The 13,513-nt window shown below is 57.3% G+C and carries 12 protein-coding genes and 1 pseudogene; 6 read left to right on the forward strand and 7 right to left on the reverse strand.

Annotation, left to right across the window (positions count from 1 at the left end):
• Positions 1-116: 116 nt before the first annotated feature.
• Positions 117-668 (forward strand): IS110 family transposase, encoded by a 552-nt coding sequence (locus AB3X95_RS29655; RefSeq protein WP_368593239.1) that lies wholly within the window; start codon positions 117-119, stop codon positions 666-668.
• Positions 668-1,054 carry a hypothetical protein gene (locus AB3X95_RS29660; RefSeq protein ID WP_368593306.1) on the forward strand — a complete coding sequence of 129 codons (387 nt, stop codon included), beginning with the start codon at positions 668-670 and terminating at the stop codon, positions 1,052-1,054. Before AB3X95_RS29655 ends, AB3X95_RS29660 begins: the two co-directional genes overlap by 1 nt.
• A 51-nt stretch (positions 1,055-1,105) precedes the next feature.
• Here AB3X95_RS29660 and AB3X95_RS29665 read toward each other — a convergent pair whose 3' ends face one another.
• The 5 genes from AB3X95_RS29665 to AB3X95_RS29685 are packed head-to-tail and all read right to left on the reverse strand — an operon-like array spanning position 1,106 to position 5,395.
• A complete protein-coding gene (locus AB3X95_RS29665; RefSeq protein WP_368593238.1) occupies positions 1,106-2,371 on the reverse strand; it encodes an NAD(P)/FAD-dependent oxidoreductase in 1,266 nt (421 codons plus the stop codon).
• A gap of 2 nt (positions 2,372-2,373) precedes the next feature.
• On the reverse strand, positions 2,374-3,102 hold the full coding sequence (locus AB3X95_RS29670) for an amino acid ABC transporter ATP-binding protein (protein ID WP_368593237.1): 729 nt from the start codon (positions 3,100-3,102) through the stop codon (positions 2,374-2,376).
• Positions 3,077-3,817, reverse strand: a complete 741-nt coding sequence (locus AB3X95_RS29675; RefSeq protein ID WP_368593236.1) for an amino acid ABC transporter permease — start codon at positions 3,815-3,817, stop codon at positions 3,077-3,079. Before AB3X95_RS29675 ends, AB3X95_RS29670 begins: the two co-directional genes overlap by 26 nt.
• 2 nt (positions 3,818-3,819) lie before the next feature.
• A complete protein-coding gene (locus AB3X95_RS29680; protein WP_368593235.1) occupies positions 3,820-4,518 on the reverse strand; it encodes an amino acid ABC transporter permease in 699 nt (232 codons plus the stop codon).
• 43 nt (positions 4,519-4,561) lie between these two features.
• The gene (locus AB3X95_RS29685) at positions 4,562-5,395 is read right to left on the reverse strand and encodes an ABC transporter substrate-binding protein (RefSeq protein ID WP_368593234.1); all 834 of its coding nucleotides are present in this window, start codon (positions 5,393-5,395) and stop codon (positions 4,562-4,564) included.
• A gap of 692 nt (positions 5,396-6,087) precedes the next feature.
• Here AB3X95_RS29685 and AB3X95_RS29690 point away from each other — a divergent pair.
• Positions 6,088-6,216: pseudogene (locus AB3X95_RS29690) on the forward strand (glycerate dehydrogenase); the annotation flags it as partial.
• A gap of 950 nt (positions 6,217-7,166) precedes the next feature.
• On the opposite strand, the gene AB3X95_RS29695 reads toward AB3X95_RS29690, so the two are convergent.
• Both AB3X95_RS29695 and AB3X95_RS29700 read right to left on the reverse strand, forming a co-directional pair.
• Positions 7,167-7,439, reverse strand: a complete 273-nt coding sequence (locus AB3X95_RS29695) for a 4-oxalocrotonate tautomerase family protein (RefSeq protein ID WP_368593232.1) — start codon at positions 7,437-7,439, stop codon at positions 7,167-7,169.
• 54 nt (positions 7,440-7,493) lie between these two features.
• Complete coding sequence (locus tag AB3X95_RS29700) at positions 7,494-8,276, reverse strand: SDR family NAD(P)-dependent oxidoreductase (protein ID WP_368593231.1); 783 nt, start codon at positions 8,274-8,276, stop codon at positions 7,494-7,496.
• A 330-nt stretch (positions 8,277-8,606) separates the two neighbouring features.
• Between AB3X95_RS29700 and AB3X95_RS29705 the strand changes: the two genes are divergently transcribed.
• The 3 genes from AB3X95_RS29705 to AB3X95_RS29715 all read left to right on the forward strand — a co-directional run bounded on the left by AB3X95_RS29705 (position 8,607) and on the right by AB3X95_RS29715 (position 13,511).
• A complete protein-coding gene (locus tag AB3X95_RS29705) occupies positions 8,607-9,431 on the forward strand; it encodes a transporter substrate-binding domain-containing protein (RefSeq protein ID WP_368593230.1) in 825 nt (274 codons plus the stop codon).
• Between the two features lie 258 nt (positions 9,432-9,689).
• A complete protein-coding gene (locus AB3X95_RS29710) occupies positions 9,690-11,771 on the forward strand; it encodes a hydantoinase/oxoprolinase family protein (protein WP_368593229.1) in 2,082 nt (693 codons plus the stop codon).
• An 18-nt stretch (positions 11,772-11,789) separates the two neighbouring features.
• The gene (locus AB3X95_RS29715; protein ID WP_368593228.1) at positions 11,790-13,511 is read left to right on the forward strand and encodes a hydantoinase B/oxoprolinase family protein; all 1,722 of its coding nucleotides are present in this window, start codon (positions 11,790-11,792) and stop codon (positions 13,509-13,511) included.
• Positions 13,512-13,513: the final 2 nt, after the last annotated feature.

Genomic DNA, 13,513 nt, shown 5'->3' on the forward strand with positions numbered 1-13,513 from the left:
CTCATTTCCGCGTTTTCCGTCACTATGAATTGGTAAGGAGCCTCGCAGCCGGGTGGTCGGTGGCACTCCGTGCCACCATTGCTGTACCCCCGCCACCGTCCGTCACGGAGGACATCATGAACGCGATTACCCGAGTCGGCATTGATCTCGCCAAGAACGTTATGCAGATTCACGCGGTCGACCAAGCCGGTCGCGTGGTGCTCCGCAAAACCATTTCCCGCGAGAAGTTCCTTAGCTGGTTCGTGAACCTTCCGCGGTGCCGCGTTGCGATGGAAGCGTGCAGCACCGCCCACTACTGGGCACGCCGGCTGAGCGAACTTGGGCACGAGGTCCGGCTGATACCCCCGAAATTCGCCGCACCGTACCGCAAAGGCGGCACCCGCGTGAAGAACGACGCGCTCGACGCTGAAGCCGTTTGTGAAGCTGACAGCCGTCCCCAGATGCGTTTCGTCCCCGTCAAGTCGCCAGGCCAACAGGGCGTGCTGACGCTCCACCGCATGCGCACTGGCTACGTCGAGGAGCGCACTGCGCTGGTCAACCGGCTGCGCGCACTCCTTGCCGAAATCGGCACTTTCATCCCGCAAGGTATCGACCGGTTGCGCAGGCACTTCGTTGCACAAGTCGAGGACGGCGCCAGCGAGCTCCCGGCACGGCGCGTGAAGCGTTAATGCGCGCCTGGACACAGTGGCGGACGCTCGACCAGGAAATCGCCTGGTACGACCGCCAGATCGCTGCCCACGCCGGTCACGATGGCGCCGCCAAGCGCTGCATGGATATGTGCGGCGTCGGCCCGCTTACCGCATCGGCCGCCGTCGCCACCATCGTCAATGCCAACCGATTCAAGAACGGCCGCCAGATGGGCTTGGCTTGGTCTCGTGCCGCGAGCCAACTCATCACCAGCATCGAGCGCTATGTCGCACGCTACAACCAGCATAACCGTCCGTTTGTCTGGACCGCAACCGCCGACTCCATCCTTCAGAAGGTGGCTCGGTTATGTAAAGTTGTTTCTGGGACACAACACGTACGTCCCATGATCGTCTCCAGCACACCATGACTCGATCATGAACATGCTTGATTTACGTAAAGTTTTTTCTGGGACGGAATACTAGAATCGTTCAAGCCGGTACCGGTGCAGGGCGACGGGTGGCTTGTTTTCCTGGAGTAAAGCAGACACGCAGCGGGCCGTAACGGCTGACAGCGTCAGCCCGTTATGGGCATGTCCGAAAGCGTAGGCAATCCTCGGCGAGTTTCGCAGAACGCCGATTGCGGGGAGTCCATCAGGCAAAGAAGGCCTTACTCCCATCCAAGGGACGCCGTCATCGCCGGCAAGTTTGGGTAAGTATCGTTTGGCCAATCTCAAAAGCATTGTCGCTCGCGACATATTCGGTGGAGAGTCGGCACGGGCGAACTCCGCTGTCCCGGCCAATCGCACACCTTCATCCATAGGCGTCGCGGCGAAATGCGGCTCTCCGAATACAATGGGTCGCTGGAGCCGGATTCCTGCTGTCGGGAGCATCAGGTGGTAACCCCGCTCAGCGACCAAAGGGACTTTGATGTTGAGTCGTTGCAAAAGCGCACCGGTCTCAAAGCCCATAGCAAGAACGACCCTCTTACAGAGGATCTTTGAACCGGAAACAGTATGAATGCGAACCCCGCGTTCAGCGTCCTCCACGAGACGCACTTCGTCCCTTACGAACGCAACGCCGCATGCTCTCAACCGTTGAGCATAGAGTTCACCCAGACCTCGCGGATTGCTGCACCTCCCGGAATTAGGGAATAAGATGCCGCCAACCATGTCCTCATTCAGCTCCGGTTCGAGGTCACGAATGGCGTCGGCCGAGATGCGATGCGCTTCCAGTCCGAAGGAATTCCAGATCGGGAGCGCGCGCGATTTCGCCTCAAGAGCAGAAAGTGTTCTGAACGCCACCAACCCGCCTTTTCGGCTGAGCAGATGTCCGGCACCCGCATCTGCCGTAAGTTCGTCGAAGCTAGCGTACGCCAGACTCGTTAGATCGGCGAGACCAGACACGATATTCTGATAAGAGTTTGGCTTCAGAGCAGAAACCGCTCTGACGGCCCACGGTATCATTTTTGCCGCGTAGCTTGGTTCGATAAGTAGCGGCCCGTCCTTCGACAGTATGAACTTCGGAAGTTGCTTCAGCATGTCAGGTGAAGCAGGCGGAAATATGTTTGCTTCGGACAGGTAGCCTGCATTGCCAGAAGACGCTCCTCCCATTGGAACAACTTTTTCCACGACGATGACTTTGAAGCCGTCGAGATGTAGACGCAAGGCGATTGACAATCCTATGATCCCCGCGCCAAGGACCGCAACGCTGCGTTCGTCCACTTGTTCGCTGCTCAAATCGATCATTCTCAGTGCGCTCGGATATCCGACAGAAACGCCTGAGCGCGCACGTGTTTAGGCTCGACGAAGAATTCCTTCGGTTCCGCGCGTTCAAGGATTACTCCGTTGTCCATGAACCAGATGGTGTCGCTCACTTCCCGAGCGAAGTTCATCTCGTGTGTGACGCAAACCATGGTCATCCCGTCTTTCGCGAGCGACTTCATGACGCTAAGGACTTCTCCGACCATCTCGGGATCGAGTGCGCTCGTCGGCTCATCGAAAAGCATCACTGGCGGGTCCATGGCCAACGCGCGCGCTATTGCGACGCGCTGCTGCTGTCCCCCGGACAACTGTTGTGGATAAGCCTCGGCCTTATGAGCAAGACCTACTCGATCCAGTAGCTCCATCGCCCTTTTTCTCGCTTCTGCAGGTTTTTTCCTCCCGAGTTTGACCGGAGCAAGACATATGTTGTCCGTTACTGAGAGATGCGGAAAGAGGTTGAACGATTGGAACACGAATCCAACGCCCGAGCGGAAATCATTCACATTGGTGGCTCTTGCATGGATATCCTTCCCATCCACCTCAATCGAGCCCGACTGAATTTCTTCGAGCCGGTTGATTGTTCGAATAAGCGTTGATTTTCCAGAACCGGAAGGACCGCAGACAACAACCACTTCGCCCTTCTTGACTTCGGCCGTAATGTCCGTCAAGACATGGTGGTTTCCGTAGAACTTATTGACTTTCGAGAATCGGATCATTTTCGAGGCTCCTAGGCGAGACTTGGTTATTCCTGGTACGTTTCCGAGCGACTCGGCGCTCAAGGTAATGAGCAAACTGTGTGAGCGCAAAACAGGCGACGAAATAAGTCAAGGCAAGAATCATAAACACAGCGAACGGGCGTGTAAGGAGATTGTTGTTCACTGAATTTGCCTCGAATGTCAGCTCCTGCACGCTAATAACGTAGCCAATCGAGGTTTCCTTGATCGTCGATACAAGTTGGCTGACGATACTGGGTACCATGTTAAATAGCGCCTGCGGAAGCAGCACGTAGAATATCGTGCGCCAATATCCGATCCCTAACGCACGCGAAGCCTCAGTCTGTCCTTTAGGAAGCGAAATCAAACCTGCACGTATTACTTCGGACAGGTAGGCCGCCTCATAGAGAACAAGCGTACAAAGCAGCGTCGTCACTCCTGACACGTTGTGACCAACCAAAACCGGTACCAAAAAATACGCCCAGAAGACCAGCATTACGAGCGGGATGCCGCGGACAATATAGACAAAGACGGTCGCCGCATTCGCTAGCCAACGGATAGATCCCGTGCGACACAATGCGATGGCGACGCTAATGGGAAAAGATAGTCCGAGTCCGAGGACCGAAAGGATTAGCGTGAGCGAGAGGCCACCAAGTGGACCGTTCGGATACTGGCCGATCAAAAAGATGAGCCAGTTGTCTCTGATGATGTCAATCATGATTACCTCGACGGTACACTGCTACGTCTCGCGGCCACAGCACCGGCCCCCATCAAGCAGAGAGAGACCGCAAGATAGAACGCCGTTGCGACAGCGTATGATTCGAAGGTTCGAAACGTCTGGTTCTCGACCTCGCGGACAACGTAAGTCATCTCCGCCGCGCCGATAACCATAGCGAGGCTTGTGTTCTTGAAGAGGAGAATCGTGTGGTTGATGAACGGCGGCAATGCGACTCGAAATGCCTGCGGCAAGATCACATATCGCATGGATCGCCCGTAGCTTAGGCCGAGAGATCTTGCGGCTTCATGCTGTCCCCAAGGAACCGCTCGAAGGCCGCTGCGGATGTCTTCGGATATGTAGGCCGACATGCAAAGACCGATCGCAATGGCGGCAAAGATCATTTCCCCGTTGTGCGCATTGATCCAAGTTTGCCAACTGTCCGGAAGCAACGTCGGCACGCCGAAGTACCAAAGGATAAGCTGTACTAGCATCGGCACATTCTGATGATAGGCGACGAACGCGGCCACGAGTCGGTCGACGATTGCATTGCCAGTCGCTCGTGCAACAGCTAAAACGGTTCCGAGGGCGACTGCGAGCAGCCAACTCTCGGCAGTCAGCGCAAACGTGAACTTGACACCCTTGATCAGTTCGGCGCCATGCGGTGCGGCAAAGATCGAACTGAAATCGAGATGGAAAGGCATAGCGAACTCCTGTTGCACGACATCTGGCGATAAGTGCTCTACCTCAGTTCGTCGGAATGGGGTCGGTCTTGAAGCTTCGAGCCATCTTGAGAGTCGACTTGTCACCGAGCCACTTGTCGAAGATCTGCTTGGACTCGCCGCTCTTTTCCATATTGTCCAAGGCCGTGTTCACAGCTTCTTGGAGCTTCGGCTCGCCTTTCTTAAGACCAAGTCCCCAATATTCCTGACCGACTGCCGGCACAAGTACCGAGATCTCTTTCGCGTTAGGACCGAGCTTCTCGATGAAGCGCCGCATCAGCGTTTCAGAAAGCACGAAGCCGTCGACCTTGTTCTGTACCATCGCCATGAAGGCAGACGGACCATCGTCATAGCTAACGAGTTGAGCGGTCGGCAACACCCGCTGGATTACCGGAATGTTACTTGAACCCTTGATGGTGCTAATTCGCTTGCCAGCTAGGTCATCGCGGTGTTTGTAGGGGCCATTGGTCTTGGCAGCCATCACCTGCTGGCTTACGAAATATGTCTTCGAGAAATCGATTTGCTGCGCACGCTGAGGGTTGTATCCGAGTACCGCTGCCAAGATGTCGACGCGACCTTGGGTCAGTTCGGGAATGCGCGAGTCGAGGGAGAGCACTTTAAGTTCAGGCTTAACGCCAAGTTGTTTGGCGACGCCCTTACAGAAGTCCACGTCGTAGCCGACGATCTCACGCGAATCGGGATCCTGGAACCCGAACGGCGGCAGGTTGCTCAGAACGCCGCATACCAAGGTGCCGCGGGCCTTCACGTCAGCCAACTGATCGGCATGCGCCACAGTTCCTACGGCACTTGATCCGAGTACCAATGCAACACCGACCAGCTTTTTAAACGTGCTTTTCATTTGACTCCTCCATTTGGACCGATGAATCCATCCCGGGCAAATCGTGCTCGGTTGAAAGCATTCTTTCCCACCGAAATAATAAGATAAAGCGATATTTTTCGATGTTGTCACATTCATTTTTTGGATAGAAAAACGCGGGTTTTCCCGATAAGACGTGACGCGTTCAGCAAAGGAGGAAGCGGTCCGTGACGCGCTCCAGCAAGCCAACTGACCTCGGGCCTCGGTTCGCTGAATCGCAGCTTTTCCCAAAGCTGCCGCAACACTTAGCCGGTCCTCGGAGCCACGCCTCGTCCTTGTGGTCCGCATCTATCGCGTCATCTGGGACGGCGGTGCATTGATCGTTAACGGGAAAAGGCGAAAAGGCGTTTGACCGCGGCATGTTCAACGCCAGCTCCATTGGGACCGGTGACAATATGTGCGCGATTTCGTTCACCCGACCCGACCCGACGCAACGCTTCTTGAAGCGCATGTCCCCACCGCAGCCTAAGCATGACCGACGTCGTCGCCGACGCTCGGTGTAGTTTTCCCCGACCGGTCGACCATTCAGCCAAATGCCCGCGCCGGGAGGATTTGCCTTTCAGTCACGAATTGCAGGCGTGCGAATCAACGAGGGCCGAAGAGGTGTTCGATCAGGTCCGCCGCTGGCGGTATCGTCACTACCAACAAAGTGAGGCCCTTCGCCCACGTGATCGCTTATCAACGCGGCGCGCGGTGGACGGGTGAATGAGGCGGCACTGGTTCGTGCGCCGACTCGTTCCGGCGCGGGTTTCGGTGTCGTCACTGACGAGCCGCTGACGGAAACCAATCCGTTCAATGAAATCGCATGCCCATGCGAAGCTCAATCATCAAACGATGTATTTCGATGTAGCAATGCATCGAAAAATTCATCAGTCGAAGCCTTACCCTAAGGCTTTGGCGTGAAAAAGTGAACGATGCATCGGCAAGGAAATAGATCCGGATAAATCGTTTCGGGCAGCATGACGGCACTCACGACTTCCCCTCCCCATGATAAGCTCGCCCTTACATCACCCGTCTGAAACGGCCTGTCTCCTGGAGGCGGGTATGCAAATGCTAGGCTTGGGACGCAGTCCCGTGCCGTCAGATCGCGTGGACTGCCGGTCCTGCCTACTCATGGCGACACGTAAAGGCAGCCGGCTATTGAGAAGCCAGGCGCTCGTCACGACGCCGGGCTTTTTTTGGCGAACTCTCGTCGCGAAAACGCGTCTCGACGGATGCAAAATTAACCTGGCATCAACGAGCGTTCTAACATGCGTCGGACGGACCACTGTCGCCTCCTTGAAATCAACGCATCGAGCGGAGGAGCTCGCAAGCGGACCATCCCATTGCTTAGGGACGGTAAAGGAGGAAGACGCGATCTCCACGGATATCAGGCCAATCCTTCGCCGCTCAATGCAAACGGAGCACGCGAATCCATCCAGTCGTAGCGCACTAGCGTGGTCCCCGACGCCCAATTGCGGTTGGCACTAGTAGCAGTTCGTTGCCAACCTTCGCCCGACTGCTCAGGTTCGGTATTGCAATCGACGTCTTTCCTGAGGTATCGGCTTGTCTTGTCATGTGCCTTGTCGTTCACGTTTGATCCTTGGCAACTGAGAAGTTCCACTAGCTGTGGCCAAAAAAAGCCCGGCAACCGCCGGGCAAAAAGCTCGCACTCTCGCGTGCGAACGCCAGGACGCCGGTTGGAGACCGAGCCGAACATCCGATGCCTTGTACGTGCCGAATTTGCTCCTCATTGCGCCGCTATCAACGGCCGTCAATCTGTTTCCATATCGGCTAACGTTAGTTTGATTGCAGCTGCCTCATCACCAACGACAGTCGAGGGCAGAACTCCTCCCACGGCCCAGTGTGCGGAGTCAACCTCCGTGATGATGACCTGCACATCAGTTACGGCACATTTCGTAATACATGCCATTTCTGAAGTGAACACATCGACCAATTCCTGCTTTTGCTCCCGGGTTCTTCCCTTGAGCATTTCGATTCTCACGATTGGCATGCGCTGTTCCAATATCGATTCTGCGAGATCCAACTCGCTCGTCCGAACCGTCCCATCGCTCGGCCCGGCGTCTTAGCCAACAGTCGTTCAGGGCTGCGCCGCGTACGACGAATAGGCCGTCGTGACGAGCCAGCCGCAGTCGATCGGCAACGTAACACCGGTGATCGCGGAGGCGTTCTCCGAACACAGATAAAAGATTGTGTCGGCGACTTCGTCGGGGCGTACGAACCGGCGTAGGGCCGACTTCTGAACGACCGCGTCCGGATCACGTTCACCTGAATCAATTCGTGCCTGCATTGCGGGCGTCAACGTGTAGCCCGGCGCGACTGCGTTGACGCGGACGCCCTTGGGACCCCACTCGGCGGCCATCACTTCCGTGAGCATCTTCAGACCTGCCTTTCCGACGGCGTAGCCGATCTGCGCGGACGCCCTGAAGGTGGTCAACGAACAGAGATTGATGATTGCGCCTTGGCCGGCTTCACACATCGGACCTCCAAACGCGCGCGACACCATGAGCGTTCCGCGGACATTGATATCGAAGAGGCGGTCAAATTCCGCAACATCCATATCGAGCAGGCGAACCGCGTTCTGCAGGATGCCGCCCGAATTCACGACTGCATACGGCACGCCATGTGTACCGAGCACCTTCTGTGCAAAGAGATCAATCGATTTGTCGAAGCCGAGATCGATCGGATAGAAATAAACGTCGTGACCCGCCTCGCGCAAGTCATCCGCTATCCGTTTGCCGCGCTCTGAATTTACGTCACCAATAACTACGGTCGCGCCGGCCGTTGCGAAACGACGTGCCGTTGCCTCGCCGATGCCACTTGCACCACCAGTAACTACAACCAGCTTTGAGTTCGTACCCATGTCCTAAACCTCAGTTGGTGGCTGCTTTCCCGATTTCCGCGAAACGGATCGTCTGTCCGGCGCCGCGCAAACCGGCCTAGCATCCGTGTTCTGCCGAATTAAAGTCGATTCTATGTCGACAATAGTTACATTTAGCCCTGTACAAGTCAAGGAACAACGAGGAAAAACAGGGGAAATCCGCCCCAAGGTTTACCACTACATTGCGCCGAAAACCAATATGGTCGGACCTCTCAGCCAGCCCGTCGAACTTTCTAGGATTTTGGTACGTTGACATTGTCGACATATAGTCGACAATAGGTACGCAAGCCTGACAACGTATGGAGGTCTACCGTGAACGCGTCTAAGTGGATGCTTACCGCACTCACCGCTGCATTCCTGGTTGGTGGTCATTCAACTGCGCAGGCCCAGTCCGGCGCTCCCAGTTACTGGCAGGATGTTCAGAAACGGGGGGTACTGCGCTGCGGCGCCGCGATCGCTCCACCGTACGTCATCCGCGACACGCAGAGCGGCCAGTACAGCGGAGTCTTTGTGGACCTCTGCCGTGAGTTCGGTGAGAAAGTCCTGGGTGTAAAGGTCGAGATGGTGGATACGAGCTGGGACAACATCGTCGCGGGCCTGCAGTCCGGTCGCTGGGATGTGGCAATGGCACTGAACCGTACGCCGAAGCGCTCTCTGGCCGTTGCCTACAGCCGATCTGCCTGGGACTACGAAATTGACGGGTTGTATGACCGTGCCAACCCGAAATTCCAGAAGGCTCCGAAGTCCCTGGATGATGTTGACAAGGCTGGCACCACAATCGCCGTGGTCAGCGGGACGGCTGCAGACCAGTTACTAACGGCAAAGGTCAAGAAGGCAACCATGCTTCGCCTGCCCGACGTTGACGCCACCCGCCTGGCACTCTCCTCCCGTCGCGCCGACATCTACTTTGACGACGCTGATCTGAATTCGCCCTTTGCCGCGACGGACAGTAAGCGCTGGGAAACCCTGCATCCGCAACCGGCCATCGCGAAGCAGGGAATCGCCTATGCGCTGCGCCGCAACGCAACGGAAGCAGATCTTCAGACGCTCGACATCTTCATTGAGGACAAGCTCGCCGTCGGTGAAGTCTCGGCGCTCGGCAAGTCGTACATGCAAAAGGTCTCAGCCCCGAAGTAAGCGGTCCACGCGGTGATTCAACACTTCTGTATGTGGCACTGCGACCGTCTGCATTGGGTATCCGAGGCATCACTACCGTGCAAACACTTGAGCATTGGGCACGCCCCCCAATCGGGGCGGCTGCCGACGCGTTCGAAGCCAGCGCCGAAACGCGATAACGAATTACCTGCTGGTGCACATCACTTTGGCAATGCGAAGGTCGGCACCAGTCACCTCTAAAGGCATTACCTTCGTGCAAACTCTGGAACGGATGGAATTATGGCAAGCGCTCGTATTGGCGTAGACATCGGCGGCACCTTCACCGACCTTGTTCTTCTGGACGACAAGGGACTGGTCACCTTTACAAAGGTCTCGTCCACCCCTGCTGCCCCCGAAGAAGCTGTTCTCACAGGTGTCGAACGCATCTTGAAGCAGGCAGGCCTGAAGACCGACGATGTCACGGAAGTCCTTCACGGCACAACGGTCGGCTCCAACACGATGCTTCAGAAGGTCGGCGCGAAGTGCGGCCTCATTACTACCAGGGGATTTCGCGACGTCCTGGAGATCGGCCGGGTTCGTACACCGACCATGTTCGACCTGACGTGGGACAAGCCCGTTCCTCTCGTCGAGCGTCGCTATCGGCTCGAAGTCGACGAGCGCACGCTGGCTTCCGGCGAGGTTCATCGCCCGACGCCGATCCACGAAGTGCTTAACGCAGGTGAGTTCTTTCGAAGCGAAGGGGTCGAGTCCGTTGCTATCTGCTTCCTCAACTCGTACAAGAACTCGGAGAACGAAGCTGCCGCTCTCGTCGCGTTCCAGGAGAAGTTCCCCGAGATCAGTGTCACCGCTTCCATTCAGGTATTGCCGGAACTTCGCGAATACGAGCGCACATCGACCACGGTCGTCAATGCCTACGTTCTACCCGCACTGCGTACCTACCTGCAGCGCCTTGAAAGCGGCCTGAAGCGGATCGGCGTGAACGCCCCTCTGCTGGTGAGCAACTCGAATGGCGGCCTTTCCAGCGCTCGCGTCGCGCAGGACGCCCCGGTGTTCTTCATCTCATCGGGACGTTCAGCTGGCGTCGTGGGTGCAGGACGTCTCGGCGAAGCGCGCAACGATACTGACCTCGTCGTTTTCGACATGGGTGGTACCACCGCGTCCGCCTCACTGATTCACGATGGTCAGTTGGCCCGCACAAACGAATACGAATTCCGCGCAGGTATTTCGACGCCGAGCCGTTTCATCAAGGCCGGCGGCTACATGATGCGTGTCCCGACGATCGACGTCGCGGAAGTTGGCAGCGGCGCTGGTTCAATCGCGTGGATCGATGCTGGCGGCCTGCTCAACGTTGGCCCGATTTCGGCAGGCGCTTTTCCTGGACCGGTCTGCTATGGCATCGGCGGTGAGCGTCCCACCGTGACCGACGCTAATGCGGTTCTTGGATTTCTGCCGCAAAAGCTCGCAGGTGGAACGATGGAACTGGACCTCACGGCCGCGCGCGGCGCGATTGATCAGATCCTCGCGAAGCCGCTCGGCATTTCGACCGAAGAAGCCGCGGTCGGTATCCGGGAAGTTGTAAACGTGAACATGGCGCGCACGATCAAGGCTGTCACGGTTGAGCGCGGCGTCGATCCGCGCGACTTTACGCTGATGGCTTTTGGCGGATCAGGTCCAGTGCACGCCTGCGATCTGGCCCGTACGCTGGAAATGAAGCGCGTGGTGTTCCCGGCCGCACCGGGTGTGTTTACCGCGATGGGCATGCTCGCTGGTGCAGTCGAACGCTACTTCGTTCGCCCGTTCCTAGATCTCCTCGACACTTTCGACGTCGACGCGCTCGCCCAGCACGTGTCGTCCATGCGTGAAGAAGCAGCAAAAGCGCTGGCGGGCGAAGGCTACTCCGCTGACCGGATCCAGTACGTGTTCGAGCTCGACATGCGCTTCCGCGGCCAGGACTATGAAATCCCCGTGGAGATCCCCGAAAAGTTTGACGAAGCGGGCCGCGAGCAGCTCCGCAGCGGCTTCCGCGACGCCTACACGGCGATGTACGGGTACGCGTCGAACGATGCGATCGAGTGTGCGAATGTGCGACTGCTCGCACGCGGCATCGCTACGAAAACGCTCGATTTCCGCGACATCCGAAGCGCAGCAAACAAAGAGACGCAGCAGCAACGCAGCAGTCGCCGGGTCTATTTCAATCGCGAATCTGGATGGGTCGATACGCCGGTCGTACCGCGCGCGCTTCTGGACAAGGAAATCGTCGGCCCCGTCATTCTCGAAAGCTCAGATACCACGATCGTCATTCCACCTGGCTGGCGCGTCAGCACTGACAAGGTCGGCAGTGTCATCGCATCGCTGGACTGAACCCAAACGGAGTAGAACATGGCACAACGTAAAGTCGATCCCATTACTTTTGCTGTCGTCAAGAACGCGCTGGACACGATCGTCGACGACATGGCATTCGCCGTCATGCGCACAGCGCGCTCACCCATCATCCGCGACGTCTTGGACTATTCCGTGACAATGTGTGATGCGGCTGGTCGAATTCTCGCGCAGGCCAAGACTGTCGCGCTGCATCTCGGCGCAGTCCCCGACGCGGTCGATGTAGTCATCAAGAAGTTCGCGAAAAATGTCCAGCCGGGCGACGTGATCATTTTCAATGACCCGTACGAAGGCGGCATGCATCTGCCGGACATTTTCATGTTCAAGCCCATCTTCTTCGAAGAGAGGTTGCAGGGCTTTTCTGTGGTCATCGCGCATCATTGCGACGTGGGTGGCCGTGTTCCGGGTTCCAACGCTGCTGACTCGACCGAAATTTTCCAGGAAGGGTTGCGAATCCCCCCGACCAAGCTGTACACGCGTGGGGAGGCAAACGAGACCCTCATCAACATCATCAAGAAGAACGTCCGGCTGCCCGACCTCGTACTCGGTGACCTGGACGCGCAGTTGGCCACCTGCAACATCGGCGAGCGCGAGCTCGTAAAGATGATCCAGCGGTACGGCGAGAAGGAACTTCGCGAGTATTTTGACGAATTGCTGGACTACGGCGAGCGACTGACCCGTCAGGCCATCACCGCCTGGCCGGATGGCGTCTATGAGTTCAGGGACTACATCGACAACGACGGCTTCACGAAAGACGCGATTCCCATCAAGTGCGCGATCACGGTAAAGGGAGCGAGTGTGTCGGTCGACTTTGCTGGTTCCTCGGCGCAGGTGCGCGGCGCGATTAACTCGACCCTTTCGTTCGTCAAATCAGCAACCTATCTGGCGATCCGTTGCGCGCTCGAAGCTGACGTTCCCAATAATGCAGGCGTATATCGCTGCATCGATATCACAGCACCGGAAGGTTCGATTCTGAATCCCCGTTTGCCTGCACCCGTGGCAGCGCGTGCGCTGACTGGCTACCGCGTGGTCGATACCGTATTCGGCGCACTGGCGCAGATTGCCCCAACCAAGGTCATGGCCGCTGGTGAAGGTGGCAACACCGTGATCGCGCTCAGCGGCTACGACAAGGATGCCAGCGAGCCATTCATCCTGGTCGACATGATCAACGGCGCATGGGGTGGGCGCTTTAACAAGGACGGTATCGAGGGCGTGACGAATCCGTCCCAGAACATGTCCAACATGCCGATCGAAACGCTGGAAGCTCGCTACCCGATCGTCATGGAAGCATACGGCTTTGCGGAGAACTCCGGCGGCGCCGGCGAATACCGCGGCGGGCTGGGCCTCGTGCGGGAATACACAATCCTTGCCGAAGAAGTGGTCGCACAGATCCGTTCTGACCGCGCCGATCACGCGCCGTATGGTCTTTTTGGCGGACTGTCGGGTGCACCCTCGTCGAACTACCTTCGCAAGGATGGCGAAACGGAGCCGCTGCCGAGCAAGTTCACGATGACCTTGCATCGCGGTGCGACCATCCGTCACGAACAGGCTGGTGGCGGTGGGTACGGCGATCCCCTGAAGCGTTCACTCGATCTTATCGAAGGCGATATCGCGAACGGGAAGATCACTCGGGACTATGCCGAGCGCTTCCACAAGGTTGCGTTCAAGGGCGAAAAGCTCGATCGCGACGCGTCCGCGAAGCTGCGCGGCGCGCTGAACTAATA

The sequence above is a fragment of the Paraburkholderia sp. BR13444 genome, from assembly GCF_040948755.1.
Taxonomy (GTDB): domain Bacteria; phylum Pseudomonadota; class Gammaproteobacteria; order Burkholderiales; family Burkholderiaceae; genus Paraburkholderia; species Paraburkholderia youngii.

Excerpts from the sequence above, each read along its gene's own strand:
- AB3X95_RS29655 (WP_368593239.1), top strand. The coding sequence starts at position 117 with ATGAACGCGATTACCCGAGTCGGCATTGATCTCGCCAAGAACGTTATG.
- AB3X95_RS29660 (WP_368593306.1), top strand. The coding sequence starts at position 668 with ATGCGCGCCTGGACACAGTGGCGGACGCTCGACCAGGAAATCGCCTGG.
- AB3X95_RS29665 (WP_368593238.1), bottom strand. The coding sequence starts at position 2,371 with ATGATCGATTTGAGCAGCGAACAAGTGGACGAACGCAGCGTTGCGGTC.
- AB3X95_RS29670 (WP_368593237.1), bottom strand. The coding sequence starts at position 3,102 with ATGATCCGATTCTCGAAAGTCAATAAGTTCTACGGAAACCACCATGTC.
- AB3X95_RS29675 (WP_368593236.1), bottom strand. The coding sequence starts at position 3,817 with ATGATTGACATCATCAGAGACAACTGGCTCATCTTTTTGATCGGCCAG.
- AB3X95_RS29680 (WP_368593235.1), bottom strand. The coding sequence starts at position 4,518 with ATGCCTTTCCATCTCGATTTCAGTTCGATCTTTGCCGCACCGCATGGC.
- AB3X95_RS29685 (WP_368593234.1), bottom strand. The coding sequence starts at position 5,395 with ATGAAAAGCACGTTTAAAAAGCTGGTCGGTGTTGCATTGGTACTCGGA.
- AB3X95_RS29700 (WP_368593231.1), bottom strand. The coding sequence starts at position 8,276 with ATGGGTACGAACTCAAAGCTGGTTGTAGTTACTGGTGGTGCAAGTGGC.
- AB3X95_RS29710 (WP_368593229.1), top strand. The coding sequence starts at position 9,690 with ATGGCAAGCGCTCGTATTGGCGTAGACATCGGCGGCACCTTCACCGAC.
- AB3X95_RS29715 (WP_368593228.1), top strand. The coding sequence starts at position 11,790 with ATGGCACAACGTAAAGTCGATCCCATTACTTTTGCTGTCGTCAAGAAC.